This is a genomic window from Phenylobacterium aquaticum, from assembly GCF_022695515.1.
Classification (GTDB): domain Bacteria; phylum Pseudomonadota; class Alphaproteobacteria; order Caulobacterales; family Caulobacteraceae; genus Phenylobacterium; species Phenylobacterium aquaticum.
The window spans coordinates 58083-77068 of the sequence record NZ_JALDPT010000018.1 but is presented as its reverse complement, the minus strand read 5'-3'; the positions used below and the strand labels follow the sequence as shown (position 1 = coordinate 77068).

Genomic DNA, 18986 nt, shown 5'->3' with positions numbered 1-18986 from the left:
CGTTCCATGAAGACCTACCGGATCGGCGTCATCGGCCTGGGCCAGCGCATCGCCCATGTGCTGTCGGCGATGAAGGAAGTGGGCTGGAGCCTGGACGTCGCCTGCCACGTCGATCCGGCCCCGGTCGGGGCGCCGATCATGGCCGCCGCGGAGATCGACCCCGGGATCGAGGTCGCCAGTCCCGCCGAGCTGTTCGCGCGCGGGCCCTATGACCTCGTGATGATCGGCTCGCCGAACCACCTGCATTTCGAGCACCTCAACCTGGCGCTGGACGCCGGCTATCCGATCTTTGCGGAGAAGCCGATCGTGCGGACCGAGGAGGAGACCCTGGCGCTGGCCGAACGCCTGTCCGGCGGCGGCCTGCCGCCGGTGTTCATCGGCCTGGTCATGCGCTCGATGTCCATCGTGCGCGAGGTCATCGCGCGGGTGGATTCCGGCGAACTGGGCCAGGTGGTGTCCATCGACGCCACCGAGCATCTACCGCCCGAGCATGGCGGCTATCTGGCGCGCAACTGGCGTCGCAGGCAGGAGTTCGGTGGCTCCTATCTGCTCGACAAGGTCTGCCACGACTTCGATATCTTCGGCCGCATCGCCGGCGCCCGCCCCGCCAAGGTCGCCAGCTTCGGCGGGCGCAGTATTTTCGTTCCGGAACGTGCGGATGCGCCGAAAACCTACAGCGACGGCCAGCCCGCCTACGCCCTGCGCGACGCCGGCTGGTCCAGCGCCAATGACGCCTTCCATTCCGACATGGACGTGACCGACCACCAGAACGCGCTCGTGGAATACGCCAACAAGGTGCGGCTGAGCTTCCACGCCAACAGCCATGTCGCCCTGCCCGAGCGGCGCTGGTACGTGGCCGGGACCGACGGCACCCTGCTGGCCGATCTGGTGCGTAACAAGCTGATGGTCCGCAGGGCCATGGATCGCGGCAAGCCCGAGCGCATCGACTATGGCGGCCGCACCGAGGACAGCCACAACGGCGCCGACCAGTCCATGGCCCGCGACCTGCTGGCTACCCTGGAGGGCCGCCAACCCTTCCCCGTGACGCCCTTCGAATCCATGGAGGCGGGCCTGACGGTCATGGCGATCGATGAGGCCATGACCCGGGGCGAAATGGTCGACTGCGCCCCCATGTGGGCGCGCTACGACGCCGCCCGCGGCGTCTAGACCGGCCGCACCAGGGCCTCGCCCAGCAGCTCCTGCAGCAGCGGGCTCCTGGGATAGGGGTGATGGCGGTACTGGCGGAAGCCCTCAGCCATGGCCACGCCGAAGTCCCGCCCCCGCCGGCGGCACCAGGCCTCCATCGACTGCAGGTGGTCGGGAATACCGTGCTGACGCGCGACCCAGTCGTCCTGGCTGACATGGGCCGCCAGCATGGCGCGCTTGGTCTCGAACCCCGCTTCGATATTCGCCCCGAAGTCGGGAATGACCCTCTGGCCCTCGCGGTCGCGACCGCCGATCGGGTCCATGAAATAGAGGTGGGGGATCGCCGCCAGGGGCTCAGAGGGCCCGGTGCGGTAGTTGGGGACGGAGGCGGCGAAGCAGGCGTCGCGCACCAGGATGCTCGTGGCCTCGTGATCGGGGTGATAGTCGACCGGCGAGGCGGTCAGCACCATGTCCGCCCGCGCGGCGCGCACAGCCTCCGTCACCTTGCGACGGCAGACATCGTCGTTGAACACCCCGAGGTCCGGCACGCCGGCGCAGAGATAGCGGGCGCCGATCAGCTCGGCCGCGGCCGCGGCCTCCGCCTGGCGGATGCGCGCCGTCTCTTCGGGCCCGGCGAGATTGGAGCCCAGATCGCCGGCGGTGACCGTGGCGATGACGACCGTGTGGCCGGCGGCGGCCAGCAGGGCGAGCGTCCCCGCCCCCAGGGTCTCGATATCGTCGGGGTGGGCGTGGATCGCCAGGATGGTGGTCATGGACAGGCCTCGTGTCAGGCCGGTCAGCCTAAACAGGGCCGGGACGAAAACCTAGGCGATGGCCGCGGACTTGGCCGGCGGCGCGACCTGGGGCGCCGGCGCCACGGTCGCCACCGGAGTCCGGCCCCACGGGATCAGCTTCCAGCCGCGCTCATGCAGATAGAACAGGGTGATCTTGGTGAAGACCTCGAAGCTGGCGATCGCGCCGGCCGACTTGACGCTGCCGGTGATCAGCCAGCTGAGCATGAAGGTGTCGAGGGTGGCCACGGCGCGCCAGCTGGCCCCCTTGGCCACCGAGCGCCAGTGCGCCTCGACCTCGCGGCCCCAGGCCAGGCGCTCCCAGACCCGCTCGTGGAAATAGAACAGGGCGATCTTGGTCAGGGCCTCGACCGAGGCGATCGAGACCGACCACTTGGCGTTGCCGGTCACCAGATAGCTGAGGACGAAGGTGTCCAGGCTGCCCACCACCCGCCAGCTCACGCCCTTGATCAGGGAGCGCAGATGGTGCTCGGACGGGCGCGCGACGGGTTCGGCAGGATGTGACACGGGCGCGCTCCGACAAGACCTATGTAGCTGCTAGGGATATAGGGGCCTCCCCCGTCCGCCGCCCGCCAGAAAGACTATCGACCCGATGAGCGGGTCTGATGACCCTGGACAAGAGAATTTGGCGCGTTTACTGCCAATTTAATCATGTCGGAGGAACCCCATGCGCAAGATGATCCTGCCGCTCGTCCTGGCCCTGGCCGCGACCTCGGCCCTCGCCGCTCCCGCCCCAGCCGGCGGACCCGACTTCGCCAACCGCCAGGATTTCGATTTCGCCGACCACGGCTTCGTGGCGACCCGCAAGGATCCGCTGATCAAGGCCGCTGACGGCCGGGTGGTCTGGGACCTGTCGGCCTATGACTTCCTGAAAGGACCGGCGCCGGCGACGGTCAATCCCAGCCTGTGGCGGCAGTCCCAGCTGCTGACCAAGCACGGCCTGTTCAAGGTGACCGAAGGCGTTTGGCAGGTGCGCGGCTTCGACATCTCCAACGTCACCTTCATCGCCGGCAAGACCGGCTGGATCGTGATCGATCCCCTCACCTCGTCCGAGGTGGCGAAGGCCGCCTATGACCTGGTCACCGAGAACCTGGGCGCGCGACCCGTGGTCGCCCTGATCTACACCCACAGCCATACCGACCATTTTGGCGGCGCGCGGGGCATGGTTGCCCAGGCCGATGTGGACAGCGGCAAGACCCAGGTCATCGCCCCGGCCGGCTTCCTGGAGCACGCGGTCAGCGAGAACATCATCGCCGGCAACGCCATGGGCCGGCGCGCCACCTATCAGTTCGGCTACTTCCTGCCCAAGGGCCCGACGGGTCAGGTGTCGTCCGGCATCGGGGCGGCGATCAGCCCCGGAACCCAGACCCTGATCCCGCCGACGGTCAGCGTGACCACGACCGGCCAGGAGATGGTGGTCGACGGCGTACGGCTGCAGTTCCAGATCACGCCGGGCACCGAGGCCCCGTCGGAGATGAACATCTATCTCCCCGACCTGCACGCCCTGTGCATGGCCGAGAACGCCAACGCCTCGCAGCACAATGTGCTGACCCCACGCGGCGCCCTGGTCCGCGACTCCAAGGCCTGGGCCGACTATCTGACCGAGTCGATCCGCCTCTATGGCGACAAGACCGATGTCATGTTCACCAGCCACGCCTGGCCGCGGTTCGGTCAGGCGGTGGTCGACGACTTCCTCGCCAAGCACCGTGACTCCTACAAGTACCTGCACGATCAGACCGTGCGGATGATGAACGAGGGTCTGACCGGCGACGAGATCGCCAACCGGATCAAGTTGCCGCCGGCCCTGGATCGCGAATGGTACAACCGCGGCTATTACGGCTCGCTCAGCTTCAACAGCCGGGCGGTCTATCAGCGCTATATGGGCTGGTACGACGCCAATCCGGTGAACCTGGCGCCCCTGGAGCCCGCCGACGAGAGCGCGCGCTATGTGGCGGCCATGGGCGGTCCGGCCAAGGTGCTGGGCCTGGCCAAGGCGGCCCACGCCAAGGGCGACGATCGCTGGGCGGCGGACCTCCTGAACCGGCTGGTCTATGCCGACGCCAAGAACCAGAAGGCCCGCGACCTGCTGGCCCAGGTCTATGACGCCATGGGCTACGCGACCGAGAACGCCATCTGGCGCAACATGTACCTGTCGGCCGCCAGTGAGCTGCGAAGCGGGATCAAGACCAGCGCGGGGCCGGGCGTGTCGCTGGACCTGATCCGCAACATGACCACGCCGATGTTCCTGGATCTGATGTCGGTGCGGCTGAACGCCGACAAGGTCGGGGCTGATCACGCGACCGTCGACCTCGTCTTCCCCGACCGCAAGGAGCATTTCCGGGTGGCCGTCGCCAATGGCGTGCTGACCTGGGAAGCCGATCCCAAGGCCGGGGCGACCGACGCGACCCTGACGCTCAACCGGCCGATGTTCCTGATGATGTCGATGGGCGGCGGCGATCCGGCCGCCATGGTCAAGGCGGGTCAGGCCAAGCTGGAGGGCGACCCAGCCGCCTTTGGCAGGATCATGGGCTGGATGGACGCCTTCAAACCCAACTTCCCGATCGTCTGGCGACCCTAAGGATCAGGGGGCGCGCTCACCGCGCCCCCTGCCCCATTCAGTGCGCCTGCAGAGAGGCCTTGGCGTTCTCGCGCTTGGCGCCGGTGCGCAGGCTGGCGACGTCGGTCGGCGCGATCGGCTTGGCCTTGTTGCCCCAGGCCCCGCGGACATAGGTCAGGATCGAGGAGATCTCGGCGTCCGAGAGCTCCCCGCCAAAGGCCGGCATGCCGCCACGGCCGTTCAGCACCCGGGTGATCGGATCCTTGGGGTCGCCCTGGGCGACCTTGCTGCCGGCGAGCGCCGGGAAGGCGCCGGGAACACCCTTGCCGGTCACCTGGTGACAGGCCGAGCAGTTCTCCTGGAACAGGTGCTGGCCGTCGGCGGCCAGGCTGGGCGTGGCGGACAGGGCCGTGAGCGCCACGGCCAGCGAGAGGGCGATACGCATGGTCTAACTCCAGATCAGGCGGCGTGGACGCGGGCGTGAAGCTTGGCGATCTGCTGCCAGGCCGACTCGATGCCCCCGGCCTGCCAGCCGGTCAGATAGGACAGGTGTTCGCCGGTCAGATAAATCCGGCCGTCCGGTTCGCAGAGCAGCGGATAGGCGTCCTTGCGGGCGTCATCGCTCCACTGGGCCCAGCCGCCCAGATTGTGCTCGATCCGGTGCCAGGCGGCGGAGAACGAGGTCTCCACATTGTCGGCGAACTCGGGGAACACCTTGGAGCCCGCCTTGGCGGACAGGGCCTGGCGCTCGGCCGGCGACAGGGCCGAAACCTTCGCGGCGTTGGCGCCGAACTGGTAGTAGCCCAGGATGATCCCCTTCTTGCTCTGCCAGCCGGTGGAGGGCAGCGCCATCGAGTTGATGTCCGGGTCGTCGTAATAGATGTGACCGCCATAGATGTGGTGGTCCTCTTCCCAGAACCGGCGCTTCATCTGCATGCCGATCTTGCCGACCAGGGCGTAGGACACCGCGCCGATCGCTTCCTTGAAGGGCTTGGACACCTCGATGTCCATCTGGCGCAGCACCGACAGCGGGATGGCGCAGATGCAGTAGTCGGCCTTGATGACGCCCGAGACGCCGTCGCCGTCGACATAGGCCACTTCCACGCCCTTGTCGTTCTGGCGCAGCTTCTTCACCACGTGATTGTAGCGGATCAGCTTGCCGATCGCGCCCTCGAAGCCCTTGGCGATGCGGTCCATGCCGCCGACCGGCTGGAACATGGTGCGCTGCTGGTCATAGGCCGTCACCGAGGACAGGGTCCGCCAGGCGTTGGAGTGCAGCACGTCGGTGAAGGGGAACGGGGTCGAGGGCTTGCCCGGCCCGGGAACCACGCCGGGGCCCGGATCGACATCGAAACCGCGGCCCTCCGTGCCCTTGTAGGCCAGGTCGTTGGTCAGATAGCCCTCATGGACCAGATAGGCGATGAAGGCCTCGCGGTCGTCGGCGGTCATCTGCTGGTCGAGCGCGCCCTGCTTGACCTGCTTGGCCAGCATTTCGGCGGCCGCGCCGCGGATATCGGCGGCCACCTGGCCCTTGCGGACCGGCTTGCCGGCGAGTGGGCCCTTGCCCTTGTCGAACATCACATAGGAGTTGTCGTTGTCGTTGACGAAGATCTCCAGCGGGACGTTGAATTCCTTGGTGTAATGCAGGGTCGACTGGTGGTGATAGGGGATCCGCCAGGGGCCGTGATTGATGTAGAGCCCGTCGTCGAAGTCGCAGTTCTGGGTCTCGCCGCCGAGCTCCGTCAGCTGGAACCCCTTGCGCGCGGTCTGGCAGCGGCCGCCGGCGAAGCCGCGCGCCTCCAGCACCACCACGTCGTAGCCGGCGCGGGACAGCTCATAGGCCGAGGTCATGCCGGCGACGCCAGCGCCCAGCACCACGACCCGCTTGCCCCCGCCGCCGGTCAGCTTCGGCGGCGCAGCCTGAGCCGAGGCGATGCCGAAGCCCAGCGCGCTCATCCCCGCCATCAGCAGGGACGATCCGCCGATCCCGCCGAGCCCTTCCAGGAACCGACGCCGCGAGACCCCGCCGCCCATCATGAACTGAGAACCCATTTTTTATCCCCGCTCCCCTAAAACAATCCTGCGCGCGCGGAGGAGAGTCCGTCCACGCCGGAATTCTTCGCCTTCGATGGACTGGGAAAAGACGCTTGCCTCACCGTCCGCCAACTTGGGCCATTCAAATGTTTGCGGGGGACGCCCAGCGTCTCGATCCGCCCTTGAATGGGGCCAATGGAGGAACCGGGCCGGGGCGTGACAATCGCGATCTTGTCAGGCCGCATATGAGTTTCGCAAATCCCCGGACGGCGCCCAAAGCTTGGGCGCTCGGCGTAGGGATCGGGCGCCTGCCTGAATCCGCGTCTATGGACGCCCAGCTGAACGGCGCCGCCCAGGCAGATCACACCGCTGGAGAGCCCCTATGAAAACCCTGATGTTCGCCGGTGTCGCGGCTTTGGCCCTGAGCATCGCCAGCCTCGCCCAGGCCGAGGACGGCCGCGCCCTGTGCGCCAACCGTCCTGGCAAGGGTTCGCCGCCCTGCGTGCTCGATCAGGGGCGCTTCCAGGTCGAGGTGAGCGGGGTCGACTACACCCGCGACCGCACGGCGGGCGTCACAACCGAATCCACCCTGATCGGTGATCTGGGGTTGCGTTATGGCCTCACCCCGACCCTTGAGGCGGAACTGGCGTGGTCACCCTACGTGCAGTCGCGTCAGCACGGCGGCGGGCCGTCGAGTCGGGTCAGCGGCGCGGGCGACCTGACGCTGGCGGTGCGCAAGTCCCTGCTCAATCCGGACGGTTCGGGCCTGTCGGTGGCGGTCCAGCCCTTCGTCACGGCGCCGACCGGCCGCTCGGGCATCGGGGCCGACGCTTGGCAGGGCGGCGTGATCGTGCCGGTGGCGATCTCGCTCAGCGACACCGTGGGGCTCGGCCTCACCACCGAACTCGACGTCGCCGCGAATTCCAACGGGCATGGGACGCACGCCGCTGGATCGTTCACGGCGGGTCTCAGCAAGGCGGTGGGGCCCGTCAGCTTGGGCGCGGAACTCTGGACCCAGGTCGATGACGATCCCGCCGGCCACACCACCCAGGCCAGCTTCGACCTCTCCGCCGCCTGGATCCCCCAGGGCCTGCCCAATCTGCAGCTCGACATCGGGGCAAACGCCGGGCTGAACCGGAAGACGCCGGACCTCGAGGCCTACTTCGGCCTGGCCCGGCGCTTCTAGATACTTAGCGGCCCTTGAACTCGGCCGGCCGCTTTTCGAGGAAGGAGGTCATGCCCTCCCGGAAGTCCTCGGTGCGGAACAGCTGCATCAGTTGCAGGAAGACGTGGTGGACGTGATCGTTGAACGTCTCCTGCAGGCCCATGCGCATCAAGCGCTTGGAGCTCTGCACCGCCAGCGGCGCGTTGGCCGCGATCTCGGCGGCCAGGGCGCGGGCCTTGGACGCGACCTCGGCGTCCGGCACGACGTGATTGGCGAGGCCCAGCTCCAGGCTCTCCTGGGCTGACAGGGTCCGCCCGGTGAAGATCAGCTCCGAGGCTTTGGCCCAGCCGATCATCCGCGGCAGATACCAGGTGCCGCCGCTCTCGGGCACGATCCCGCGCTTGACGAAGGCCGCGGCCATCTTGGCGCCCTGGGCCATGACCCGCATGTCGCAGCCCAGCGCGATGTCCATGCCGTAGCCGGCCGCCGAGCCGTTCAGGGCGCAGATCGAGGGCTTGTCGAGCGCGAACAGCACGGTCGGCGGGGTGTTGCGCAGGTCGAGATCGACCGAGACCCGCTGGGTCTGTCCGCCGATGCCGGTGCCCTGCGTGGCGCTGACCAGGTCCAGCCCGGCGCAGAAGGCCCGGCCCGCGCCGGTGAGCAGGATAACCTTCACCTCCGGATCGGCGTTGGCCTTGAGCAGCAGCTGGGTCAGCTGGTCCAGCATGGGGCCGGAAATGGTGTTCAGCCGGTCGGGGCGGTTGAGGGTCAGGGTCGCGATGCCCTCGGACACCTCGTACAGGACCTCGTCCGACGTCTCCGCCGCCGGCTTGTTCAGCGTCTCGCTCATGGCGCGTTTCTCCCTTTGTCGGTTTGGCCGCCAGCTAAGGACCGCACGGCCCGGGGCGCAAGCCTGACCTTGGGTCAGAGCGACCGCAGGATCGCCCGCACCGGGGCGGCGTCGGCGCCCTCCAGCCGCAGGGGCGGCGCGATCAGCTCGTAGAGACCATCCTCCACGCCATCGAGCACCAGGCCCTCCAGGATCGCCATGCGCCAGCGCCGCACCGCCTGGTGGCCCACCAGGTCCTTGGCGGTCTCGGGATCGAGCGAGGGGCTGTCTATGCCGATCAGGACGACGCCGGCCGCCCCCAGATGATCGACCAACTCCGTCGACGGACAGCGATAGTCTGATCGCCAGGCGTCATGGGGAAAGCGGTCATAGGTCCGCAGCAGCACCCGCCGGACGCCGGGCCTCAACTGCGCCCGCACTTCGGACAGGGCGATGCGCTCCCCTGCCCCCTGGGCCGTGATCACCTGGGCCGGGCCCAGATAGGGAACCAGCCCCACCTGGCCGATCGGCTCGCCGGCCGGGTCGTAATGCAGCGGTGCATCGGCATGGGCGCCGGAATGGGTCGAGAGCGTCAGGCGGCTGACATTGACCGGGCAATCGCCCTCCAGGAGCCAGGTGCGCTCCTCCTGATAGGCAGTGTCGCCCGGCCAGACCGGCAGGCCCGGACGCAGGGGCTGGCTGATGTCCCAGATGCGGCGGCCGGCTTCATCGATCTCGGTCATGGGTCGGGGCTCTCTCGCTCAGGCCGACAGGAAGGCGGTCAGGGCCTCGGAGACCGCCGCGGGTTCGTCATGGGCCAGCCAATGGGTGGCGTCCGGAAAATGGCGAACGGAGGCGTTCGCACACAGGGCCGCGCTCTCCTCGGCGAGCCGCGGCTCGGCATAGGCGTCGCGGTCGCCCCAGAGCACCAGGGTCGGGGTGACCAGGCTTCCCGGGGCGGGAACCGGCAAGGGCTGCAGGAACAGGGCGCGGTACCAGTTCAGGGCGCCGGTCAGCGCGCCGGGCCGGCGCCAGGCGTCGTGATAATGCGCAAGCTCAGCCGCGCCAAAGGCCTCCGGCCGGGCCGCGCCCTCCAGAGCCTGGGAAAGGCCCCGATAGCCGCCGGCCCACAGCATCAGCTCCGGCAGCCAGGGCAGGCGCAGCAACTGGACGTAGCGGCTCTTGGCGCGCTGAACCGGATCTTCCAGCATGGCGCGACGCCAGAGCGCCGGATGGGGCGCATTCAGGATCGCCAGCCGCCCGACCCGTTCAGGCTGCAAGGTCGCCGCCCACCAGGCCACCGCAGCGCCCCAGTCATGGCCGACCAGGCTGAAGGTCGTCCGGCCATAGGCGTCCGCCAGGCCGAAGACGTCACGAGCTAGGAGGTCCAGCCGATAGGCTGAGGCGCCGGCCGGCTTATCACTGAGACTATAGCCGCGCTGGTCCGGGGCGATCACCCGGAAGCCCGCGGCCGCGAGCGCCGGGATCTGGGCCCGCCAGCCGAACCAGAATTCCGGAAAGCCGTGCAGCAGGATGACCAGGGGCCCGTCCGGCGGCCCGGCCTCGGCGACATGCAGCCTGAGCCCGCCCACATCCCGAAAGCCGAAGCTGATGCCGTCCGCGTCCATGGTCCTGTCCCGATCAGAGGTTGGTGCGCACCTGGAACAGCTCGGGGAAGAACGAGGCCTGCAGGGCGCGGGCGAGATAGGTGGCGCCGGACGAGCCGCCTGTCCCTCCCTTGAATCCGATGATCCGCTCAACGGTTTTGAGGTGGGCGAACCGCCACTGCTGGAACCGGAACTCCAGATCGACCAGCTTTTCGGCCAGTTCATAGAGGTCCCAGTGGCGGTCGGGATCGCGATAGACCTCGGCCCAGGCGGTCATGACCGCGGGATCGGCCTCGTGCGGCGTGCGCAGGTCGCGGTCCAGCACCACCGCCGGAATGGCGAAGCCGCGCCGGGCCAGCAGGCGCACGCACTCGTCATAGAGGCTGGGCGCCGACAGCTCGGTCGACAGGGCGGCGTGGGCGGGGGTGTCCTCATGGACCCGCAGCATGTCGGCGTCCTTGGCCCCCATCAGGAACTCCAGCATCCGGTACTGATGCGACTGGAAGCCGGAGCTCTGGCCCAGGTGCGGCCGGATCAGGGCGTATTCGCTGGGGGTCATGGTGGCCAGCACGTCCCAGGACTGGATCAGCTGGCCCTGGATGCGGCTGACCCGGGCGATCATCTTGAAGGCCGGGCCCAGATCGTCCGCCGCGATGTGGGCGCGCGCGGCGGCCAGCTCGTGGATCGAGAGCTTGAGCCACAGCTCCGAGGCCTGGTGGATGATGATGAACAGGAGCTCGTCATGCACCGGCGAGCGCGGGTTCTGGGCGGACAGGAGCTTGTCCAGGTCCAGGTACTGGCCGTAGCTGATGTCGGGGCGGGCGTGGATCTGTTCGGTCATGTGACGGCCGCCTTCTGATGGAACTTGGGGTCCCGCCATTCGCCCTGGTCCATGACCAGGACCAGCCGGTCGACGGCGTCCCAGACATCGACATGGCGGACATAGAGCGGCGTGAAGCCGAAACGCAGGATGTCGGGGGCGCGGAAATCGCCAATGACCTCGCGGGCGATCAGGGCCTGCATGATGGCGTAGCCCTCGGCATGGGCGAGCGCGACCTGGCTGCCCCGCGCGGTCGCATCCCTCGGGCAGGCGATGGCGAAGCCATGAGCGGCGCAGCGCGCCTCGACCAGATCCAGGAACAGGTCGCCGAGCCGCATCGACTTGGCCCGGAGCGCCGCCATGTCGATCCCGTCGAAGGCCTCCAGCGCCGCCTCCAGGGCCGTCATCCCCAGCACCGGCGGCGTGCCGCACAGGGCCCGCGCCAGCCCCTGGCCGGGTTCATAGGCGTCCACAAATTCGAAGGGCCGCGCATGGCCCATCCAGCCTGAGAGGGGCGAGCGGAAGGCCTCATGGTGGCGCCGCGCGACGAAGGCGAAGGCCGGGGCGCCGGGGCCGCCGTTCAGATACTTGTAGCCGCAGCCTACCGCCAGATCGGCCTCGCAGCCGTTCAGATCGACCGGCAACGCCCCGGCCGAATGGCTGAGATCCCAGAGCGTTAGGGCGCCAACCTCGTGTGCGCGACGGGTCAGCCCCGCCATGTCGTGCAGGCGGCCGGTCTTGTAGTGGACCTGGGTCAACAGCAGCAGGGCGACCTGGTCGTCGAGGGCCGCGGGGATCTGGTCCGCCGGCAGGGTGCGCAGCTCCACGTCGCCAGCGAATTCGGCCAGGCCCTGGAGCACGTAGAGATCGGTCGGGAAGTTGCCGGGCTCCGACAGGATGACCTTGCGGCCCGGCCGCATGGCCAGGGCGGCGGCCGCCAGCTTGAAGATGTTCACGGAGGTGGAGTCGGCGCAGATCACCTCGTCGGCCTCGGCGCCGACCAGCCGGGCAATCCTGCCCCCCACCCGCGCCGGCAGGCCGATCCAGTCGGCCGTGTTCCAGCTGCGGATCAGGCCCCGCCCCCACTCCCCGGTCACGGCGGCCGACAGGCGCACGCCGACATTCCGCGGCAAGGCGCCCAGCGAATTGCCGTCCAGATAGATCAGCCCCTCGGGCAGATCGAACAGGTCCCGACGGGCCGCCAGGGGATCGTCGCGATCGAGGGCCTCGCAGGCCGCGCGGGTCAGACTCATGACCCGCGCTTACCGCCGAACGCCGCCTTCCGCTAGGTCGCGGGCCGCACCGAAACGTAGTTCGGCTGGTCGATGGCGATCTGCTCGGTGATGTTGGCCTTGAGCGCGGCCAGCAGTCCAGGCGTCTCCACCCCCATCTCGCCGCTGCGGATGGCCTCGCACAGCTGGGCGTTCAGGGCCTGGAAGTCGCCCTCCTGGCCCAGCAGGTCCCGCAGGCGACGCACCGCATTGGCCTCGGCCGCCGGGCCCAGAGCCAGCTCGCGCTGCACCACGCCCAGCACATTCACGGCCACGCGGGCCAGGAAGGCGTCGCGGGGCGGCAGGCTCGGACGCACGCTGTCGATCCACTTGGAGACGGCCTCGACCAGTTCCTCGGCTTTCGGATGTTCAATCACAGGCCGGCCTCCATCAGATGGACAAGATCGATCTCGGTTTCCGAGACCCGGCGGCCGATCATCGGCCGTTCGACGGAGGTCGTGCCGCCCGAGGCGTAGCTCTCGTACATCATCAGGCACATCACCCCCCATTTGAGGGAGCCCAGGGTCTGCCAATAGAGCACCCGCGACAGCGGGATCTCAGCGCCGCCGGCCTCGGCGTAGCCCTCCAGCAGCTCCTGATACTCGCCGAAGCCGCCGACCGGCTTGTCGCTGCGCCCGAACCGCCAGGAATTGACGCAGAGCCAGGACAGGTCCTCGGCCGGATCACCCAGGTGCGAGAGCTCCCAGTCCAACACCGCGGCGACCCCCTTGTCGGGGTCGACCATCAGATTGCCGTTCCGGAAGTCGGCGTGCAGCACCACGTCCTGGATCGGTGGCGGCGTCGCCTTGCGCAGATACTGAAAGGCCAGTTCCAGGATCGGCCGCTCGGCGCCGGAGTGGCGATAGACCGCCTCGTAGCGGTCGAGTTCGCCCAGCGCATCGGCGCTCTTCAGGGGCAGCCCCTCGGGGGAAATCGAGTGGATCCGCGCCAGGATCTGACCGCACTGGCGGGCCAGATGCGGACGCACAGTCTCGAATTTCGGGTCGGAGACGATCTTCCGCCCCAAGGTCTCGCCGCTGATTCGCGCCGTGATGTGGGCCTCTCCCAGACCGTCCTCGGGCTCGGCGAGATGGATGATCGGGGCGACCGGGGCGCCGGCCTTCTCGGCCGCGCGGATCAGGGCCGCCTCGGTTGCGAGCGAGGTGGAGCGGGATGTCTCCTCGTCAAACGGGCCAGGACGGCGCCGCAAGATGAGCTCCTTGCGGACACCTTCCGCTACGGCCGTAAAGGCCCAGGTCTCCATACTGGCGCCGCCGGACAGGCGCTGGAGATTTTCTATACTTCCACCCGGCGCTCCCAGCTTCGGCGCGAGCCGCGTAAGAGCTTGTGCGATATCGACTTCCATGACGCCACGGAACTTTCGGCTGACTCAGATTTAACGATCTGCAGGACGAACAGCCGGCTTGTAAATCGCCAATTTTGACGACCAACCTGCCGGCCAAAACGCGACGGGGCCAACACCCCGAGGGAGTGAGACCATGGATTTCAACCTGTCCCCTGAGCTGACCGCCTATCTGGCCGAGCTCGACGCCTTCATCGAGGACAAGATCAAGCCGATCGAGAACCGCGACGACAACATCCGGTTCTTCGACCATCGGCGCGAGCACGCCCGGACCGACTGGGACCGCGACGGCCTGCCCCGCCACGAGTGGGAGGAGCTGCTCGCCGAGGCCCGCAAGGTCGCCGACGACGCCGGCCACCTGCGCTACGCCTGGCCGCCGGAGATGGGCGGCAAGGGCGGCTCGAACCTGGACATGGCGGTGATCCGCGAGCACCTGGCCGCCAAGGGCCTGGGCCTGCACAACGACCTGCAGACCGAGCACTCGATCGTCGGCAACAACCCCTTCATCCTGATGTTCAAGGAGTTCGCCACCAACGCCCAGTACGCCCGCGACGGCGAGAAGGTGCTCGGCGGCAAGATGCGGACGACCTTCGGCCTAACCGAGCCCAATCACGGCTCGGACGCCACCTTCATGGAGACCCGCGCGTCCCGCACGTGAAGGACGGCCAGCCCGGCTGGCTGATCAACGGCGAGAAGATGTGGTCGACGGGCATGCACGTGGCCACCCACTGCATGGTCTTCGCCCGCACCAGCGGCAAGGACGGGGACGCCACCGGCATCACCTGCTTCATCGTCCCGGCCGACGCGCCCGGGGTGAAGGTCGAGCAGTACATGTGGACCTTCAACATGCCGACCGACCACCCCCGCGTCAGCTACACCGACGTCTGGGTGCCGGAGGACAGCTACTGGGGCGTGGTCGACCGCGGCCTGGGCCTGGGCCAGAGCTTCGTGCACCAGAATCGCATCCGCCAGGCGGCCTCGTCCCTGGGGGCGGCGGTCTTCTGCATCGACGAGAGCGTGAAGTACGCCCGCGAGCGCAAGCCGTTCGGCAAGCCCCTGTCCGACAACCAGGCCATCCAGTGGCCGCTGGTCGAACTCTCGACCCAGTGCGAGATGCTGCGCCTGTTGATCCGTAAGACCGCCTGGCAGATGGATCACATGGAGCACAAGGAGATCGAGAAGCAGATCTCCGACAAGGTCTCGATGTGTAACTACTGGGCCAACCGACTGGTCTGCGAGGCCGCCGACCGCGCCATGCAGATCCACGGGGGCATGGGCTATTCGCGCCACAAGCCCTTCGAGCACATCTATCGCCACCACCGCCGCTATCGGATCACCGAGGGGTCGGAAGAGATCCAGATGCGGAAAGTGGCGGCCTTCCTGTTCGGCTACATGGGGCCGCGCAAGAAGATGTTCGCCGATGTCGCGGTGAGCGACGAATACGTCCAGCCGATCCCACCGCGGCACTGATCCTAGGGGCCGGCGGTCAGACCGCCGGCTCCGTCGCATAGGCGCTGGGTCGGTTCTCCGCGATCCAGCGCTTCTCGGCCTCGGAGTCCGCGGCCGGCGGCCGGTAGCCCTGGATGGACCAGAGGTCGAAGGGCGTCTCGTCGATGTGGAACTCCCAGTCGAGCCCGCGGTCGCGGATATAGGGCGCCAGGGTCGCGTCGAAGGCCGCCACGCATCGCGCCCGGGCTTCCGGGGTCGGCAGGGTCCGGGCGATGTGGTCGATCCAGATGCGGACGAAATTGTCCCGGCTCTCGCCGCCCACATAGAAATTGGCCGGCGCCACCTCCTCGAAGATCACCCCCACATAGAACTTCGGCAGCCGCGCATAGAGGGCGGTGATGGCGGTCGACATCGCCTTCTTGTCCTCGGCCGAGAAGGCGCCGGGCGGGTGATAGAGCTTCCAAAGCGGCATGACGGATGTCCCTGCTGGTCCGCAGGCCATTCCCGCCGGACTCATTGATGATGATCATCATCATTTAAACCCGAGGGACAATCCGTCCTGCGCTTGAAATCGGCGCGCTCACGGATTATTGATGATGCACATCATCGAAAGGCGACCGCCATGCGCATCAGCCGCAGCCAGGCCCAGGAGAACCACGACAAGGTGGTGGAGGTCGCCGCCCGGCTGTTCCGCGAGCGGGGCTTCGAGGGCGTGGCGGTGGGCGAGCTGATGAAGGCCGCCGGCTTCACCCATGGCGGCTTCTACAATCACTTCGACTCCAAGGAGGCGCTCGCCGCCGAGGCCCTGGACCACGCCTTTCGCAGCATGGACGCCGAGCGGGCCAAGGCCCGCAGCCTGGACGAGCTGGTCACCGGCTATCTGTCCGATGCGGCGCGCCGGGCGCCGGGCCGCACCTGCCCCGCCGCCGCCCTGGGCGGAGACGCGGCGCGCCAGCCAGAGCCGGTCAAGGCGGTGTTCGCCGAGGGTCTGGAGCGGATCTTCGCCTCTGTGGCCGAACGCCTGCCGGCGGGCGAGACCCAGCGGGCCGACGCCATCGCCCTGTTCAGCCGCATGGCCGGCGCCATGATCCTGGCCCGCGCCCTGCCGGACGACAGCCCGCTGGCCCGCGAGATTCTGTCGACCGCGCTCGACGCCAGCCGTCGCGATCTTCAGCCGTAGAAGCGGTCCATCACGGCCGGCAGGCTGTCCGGCAGGCCCAGCAGGGGGCCTGAGGACAGAAGGAGGACGATCTCGTCGCCCTCGAGCTCGCTGAGCGCCGCGGTTGCCTGCTCCGCAGTCCGGACGCCCCGGCTCGGTACGCCGGTGGCGGCGACGCGGGCGAGAATCTCGTCATAGCTGGACTGGTGATGGCTGGCCGCCCCGTGCTCCGGCGGCGGGATCACCAGCACGCGGGCCGCGCCCTCGAACACCGTGTCGTACCAGCCGAGCGCGTCGCGGGAGCGCCAGGAGAAGGTGTGGGGTTCGAACACCACCGTCAGGGGGCGGTCGGGATAGTGCAGCTGCAGGGCCTCGATGGCCGAGCGGGCCTTCTCGTAGGAGGAGCCGAAGCCTTCGATCAGGGGGACGCGCGAGGTGGTGGTCAGCCGGTCCAGCCTGCGGCGAATGCCGCCGAAGCTCGCCAGGGCCGCGGCCAGGGCGGCCTCGCTCACCAGGCCGCGCTCCAGCAGATAGGCGCTGACGCCGACGATGTTCTCGATGTTGTGGGCGCCCAGCAGGGAGGTCGCCAGCGGCAGGGTGCGCCCGCCGGGCCCGACCAGGGTGAAGCGGGTGGTCTCACCATAGACCACGTCGCGGCTGAACCAGCCGTCGCAGGGCTCAGTGTCGTACCAGACGATGCGGGCGGCGGTCTCACCGGCTACGGCGCGGATCGCCGGGTGCTCGCGCATCACCGCCACGCCGGCCGCCGGCAGGCCCCTCAGCAGGTCGCGGAACGGCGCCTCGTACTCTGCGAAGGTCGGGAACACGTTGACGTGGTCGTGGATCAGCGAGGTCAGCAGCAGGTGGTCGGGGTGATAGAGGGCGAACTTGGAGCGGTGGTCGCTCTGGCTCACCACATATTCGTCGCCCTCCAGCACCATGTCCGGCGCCGTGCCCCAATGGCCGGTGGCGGGAAGCGACGGCGAGATCGCCCCGATCATCCAGCCGGCGTCGACGCCCGCCTGGTGCAGCACATGGGCCAGCAGGGCCGTGCAGGTGGACTTTCCGAACGAGCCGGCGACCACTGTGTTCACGCGCTTGGCCGTCGCCTCCCCCACCAGTTCGGCGAAAGTGGTGATCTTCACGCCCCGGGCGCGGGCCGCCGCGACCTCGGGATTGTCGTCTCCGCCCAGCTTGGCGCTGGCGCCCAGCACCAGGATGTCGAGGTCCTGCGGGAGATTCGCCGCGTCGAATCGGTAAACGACCGGGAAGCCCAGGCCCGCCACATAGGTCGACATGGGCGGAAACACGTCCTGGTCGGATCCTGACACCTGATGGCCGGCGTCGCGCATCATCAGGGCCGCCGCGCTCATGCCGGCCCCCGCTATACCTGTGAAATGTATGCGCATTTCGCCCCGTCTCCGGCCCCGCCAATCCCGCGGACCCGCCCCTCTTGCCGCCAGCCGCCCTATCCCGACCAGCGCCTTCCTATGCGGCATTCTGTCCTTTTGGGCGATTAATGAGTCTGAATCCGCCCAATTAACCTTTGGTTCACCAGGGGAGCAGAGTCTGTCGTTGTCTTCCTTGAAGACACCCCACCATCACCGACTTCAAACAGCCCGGCGCACTGCCGGGCTTTTTTTTGACCTGCGTCAAAACCGTCGAGTTCCGCTTGGCGCCCCCAGCGTCAACGCGCCCAACATACCGGAAATTCCAATCCCTGGGAGGCCCGCATGGCCAAGACTCCGACCGGCTTCAAGACCCGCCTCGAACCGCAGGACGAGTTCCCGCACGATCCGGGCGACGCCAAGAACTATAACGAGAGCATGTACTTCAACGTCTTCGACCCCGCGAAGAAGACGGGCGGCTGGTTCCGGGTCGGCAACCGGCCCAACGAGCACTATGCCGAGATGAGCGTCTGCCTCTATCTGCCGGATGGCCGGGTGGCCTTCATGTTCGGGCGGCCGACGATCGAGGACAACAAGGAGCTCAACGCCGGCGGCCTGAAGGTCGAGGTGGTCGAGCCCTTCAAGCGCCTGAAGGTCACCTATTCCGGCAAGGCCCTGGTCCTGGCCCGGCCGCATGAGATGGCCGATCCCAAGAAGGCCTTCCGCGAGAACCCCACCGTCCCCTGCACCGTCGACCTGACCTATGAGGGCGTGTCGCCCATGTATGGCGGCGAGACCGTCAAGGCGGACGGCACGCCCCTGGAGATCGATCCCGAGAAGTCCTTCGCCAAGGCGCACTACGAGCAGCACTGCGCCGCCAGCGGCAGCTTCTCGGTCGGCGACGAGCGATTCGAGATCTCGGGCTATGGCCTGCGCGACAAGTCCTGGGGCCCGCGCCACTGGCAGGCGATCGACTGGTACCGTTGGTGCCCGATGAACTTCGGCCGCGACTTCGGGATGATGCTGTCGACCATCGGCGACGGCAAGGGCGGGGTCCGCCAGGGCGGCATGGTGTTCCGCGACGGGATCTATGACCTGATCGAGGAATGCGTGATCGACAGCGACTGGGACGAGCACGGCTATCAGACCGCCCTGCGCGCCATGGTGAAGACCGAGGGCGGCAAGGCCTATGAGGTCACCGGCCAGGTGATTTCGCTGATTCCCTTGCGCAACCGCCGCACCGCGCCGGACGGAACCGAGCTGCAGACCCGCATCACCGAGGGCTTCACCGAGTACCGCTGCGGCGAGCTGGTGGGCTACGGGCTCAGCGAATATCTCGATCAGATCGTCGACGGGAAGGCCAACGGCAAGGAGCTCGGATTTTAG

20 protein-coding genes are annotated in these 18986 nt (G+C 68.1%); 7 read left to right on the top strand and 13 right to left on the bottom strand.

Translation table 11 applies throughout. The features are described 5' to 3' along the window. Positions 1-6: 6 nt before the first annotated feature. The gene (locus MQH10_RS14605) at positions 7-1167 is read left to right on the top strand and encodes a Gfo/Idh/MocA family protein (protein WP_242564765.1); all 1161 of its coding nucleotides are present in this window, start codon (positions 7-9) and stop codon (positions 1165-1167) included. Here MQH10_RS14605 and MQH10_RS14600 read toward each other — a convergent pair. Both MQH10_RS14600 and MQH10_RS14595 read right to left on the bottom strand, forming a co-directional pair. Continuing rightward, the gene (locus MQH10_RS14600; protein ID WP_242564764.1) at positions 1164-1919 is read right to left on the bottom strand and encodes a PIG-L family deacetylase; all 756 of its coding nucleotides are present in this window, start codon (positions 1917-1919) and stop codon (positions 1164-1166) included. The two genes, MQH10_RS14605 and MQH10_RS14600, sit on opposite strands and share 4 nt — an antisense overlap. A gap of 51 nt (positions 1920-1970) precedes the next feature. After that, complete coding sequence (locus MQH10_RS14595; RefSeq protein ID WP_242564763.1) at positions 1971-2465, bottom strand: DUF2061 domain-containing protein; 495 nt, start codon at positions 2463-2465, stop codon at positions 1971-1973. 160 nt (positions 2466-2625) lie between these two features. Here MQH10_RS14595 and MQH10_RS14590 point away from each other — a divergent pair, with 160 nt between their 5' ends. Next, entirely contained in the window at positions 2626-4536 is a 1911-nt protein-coding gene (locus MQH10_RS14590) for an alkyl/aryl-sulfatase (protein WP_242564762.1), read from the top strand. A 37-nt stretch (positions 4537-4573) separates the two neighbouring features. Here MQH10_RS14590 and MQH10_RS14585 read toward each other — a convergent pair whose 3' ends face one another. Together MQH10_RS14585 and MQH10_RS14580 are read right to left on the bottom strand one after the other, a co-directional pair. After that, positions 4574-4960: a c-type cytochrome gene (locus tag MQH10_RS14585; protein ID WP_242564761.1), complete on the bottom strand. Its 387-nt coding sequence runs from the start codon at positions 4958-4960 to the stop codon at positions 4574-4576. Between the two features lie 14 nt (positions 4961-4974). Then, a complete protein-coding gene (locus MQH10_RS14580; RefSeq protein ID WP_242564760.1) occupies positions 4975-6567 on the bottom strand; it encodes a flavin monoamine oxidase family protein in 1593 nt (530 codons plus the stop codon). A 364-nt stretch (positions 6568-6931) separates the two neighbouring features. Between MQH10_RS14580 and MQH10_RS14575 the strand changes: the two genes are divergently transcribed. Continuing rightward, the gene (locus tag MQH10_RS14575; RefSeq protein ID WP_242564759.1) at positions 6932-7735 is read left to right on the top strand and encodes a transporter; all 804 of its coding nucleotides are present in this window, start codon (positions 6932-6934) and stop codon (positions 7733-7735) included. A 4-nt stretch (positions 7736-7739) separates the two neighbouring features. Here MQH10_RS14575 and MQH10_RS14570 read toward each other — a convergent pair whose 3' ends face one another. The 7 genes from MQH10_RS14570 to MQH10_RS14540 all read right to left on the bottom strand — a co-directional run bounded on the left by MQH10_RS14570 (position 7740) and on the right by MQH10_RS14540 (position 13607). Beyond that, positions 7740-8564: an enoyl-CoA hydratase/isomerase family protein gene (locus MQH10_RS14570; RefSeq protein ID WP_242564758.1), complete on the bottom strand. Its 825-nt coding sequence runs from the start codon at positions 8562-8564 to the stop codon at positions 7740-7742. 74 nt (positions 8565-8638) lie between these two features. Next, positions 8639-9286, bottom strand: coding sequence for an arylformamidase (gene kynB / locus MQH10_RS14565; protein WP_242564757.1), 648 nt, complete (start codon positions 9284-9286; stop codon positions 8639-8641). Between the two features lie 18 nt (positions 9287-9304). Continuing rightward, complete coding sequence (locus tag MQH10_RS14560) at positions 9305-10171, bottom strand: alpha/beta fold hydrolase (protein ID WP_242564756.1); 867 nt, start codon at positions 10169-10171, stop codon at positions 9305-9307. Positions 10172-10184: 13 nt separating this feature from the next. Further along, a complete protein-coding gene (locus MQH10_RS14555) occupies positions 10185-10991 on the bottom strand; it encodes a tryptophan 2,3-dioxygenase (RefSeq protein WP_242564755.1) in 807 nt (268 codons plus the stop codon). Continuing rightward, positions 10988-12223 (bottom strand): kynureninase, encoded by a 1236-nt coding sequence (gene kynU, locus MQH10_RS14550; RefSeq protein ID WP_242564754.1) that lies wholly within the window; start codon positions 12221-12223, stop codon positions 10988-10990. The genes MQH10_RS14555 and kynU overlap by 4 nt, the downstream gene beginning before the upstream one ends. Positions 12224-12255: 32 nt before the next feature. Then, positions 12256-12618 (bottom strand): DUF6285 domain-containing protein, encoded by a 363-nt coding sequence (locus tag MQH10_RS14545; RefSeq protein WP_242564753.1) that lies wholly within the window; start codon positions 12616-12618, stop codon positions 12256-12258. After that, a complete protein-coding gene (locus MQH10_RS14540) occupies positions 12615-13607 on the bottom strand; it encodes a phosphotransferase family protein (protein WP_242564752.1) in 993 nt (330 codons plus the stop codon). The genes MQH10_RS14545 and MQH10_RS14540 overlap by 4 nt, the downstream gene beginning before the upstream one ends. A gap of 133 nt (positions 13608-13740) precedes the next feature. Between MQH10_RS14540 and MQH10_RS14535 the strand changes: the two genes are divergently transcribed. Then, complete coding sequence (locus MQH10_RS14535) at positions 13741-14262, top strand: acyl-CoA dehydrogenase family protein (RefSeq protein WP_242564751.1); 522 nt, start codon at positions 13741-13743, stop codon at positions 14260-14262. Beyond that, on the top strand, positions 14259-15074 hold the full coding sequence (locus tag MQH10_RS14530) for an acyl-CoA dehydrogenase family protein (RefSeq protein ID WP_242564750.1): 816 nt from the start codon (positions 14259-14261) through the stop codon (positions 15072-15074). Before MQH10_RS14535 ends, MQH10_RS14530 begins: the two co-directional genes overlap by 4 nt. A gap of 16 nt (positions 15075-15090) precedes the next feature. On the opposite strand, the gene MQH10_RS14525 is transcribed toward MQH10_RS14530, so the two are convergent. Beyond that, positions 15091-15525: a tautomerase family protein gene (locus MQH10_RS14525; protein WP_242564749.1), complete on the bottom strand. Its 435-nt coding sequence runs from the start codon at positions 15523-15525 to the stop codon at positions 15091-15093. 150 nt (positions 15526-15675) lie between these two features. Between MQH10_RS14525 and MQH10_RS14520 the strand changes: the two genes are divergently transcribed. Beyond that, positions 15676-16233, top strand: coding sequence for a TetR/AcrR family transcriptional regulator (locus MQH10_RS14520; RefSeq protein WP_242564748.1), 558 nt, complete (start codon positions 15676-15678; stop codon positions 16231-16233). On the opposite strand, the gene MQH10_RS14515 is transcribed toward MQH10_RS14520, so the two are convergent. After that, a complete protein-coding gene (locus tag MQH10_RS14515) occupies positions 16224-17621 on the bottom strand; it encodes a Mur ligase domain-containing protein (protein WP_272886942.1) in 1398 nt (465 codons plus the stop codon). The two genes, MQH10_RS14520 and MQH10_RS14515, sit on opposite strands and share 10 nt — an antisense overlap. Before the next feature lie 324 nt (positions 17622-17945). Here MQH10_RS14515 and MQH10_RS14510 point away from each other — a divergent pair, with 324 nt between their 5' ends. Next, complete coding sequence (locus MQH10_RS14510) at positions 17946-18986, top strand: DUF7064 domain-containing protein (RefSeq protein WP_242564746.1); 1041 nt, start codon at positions 17946-17948, stop codon at positions 18984-18986.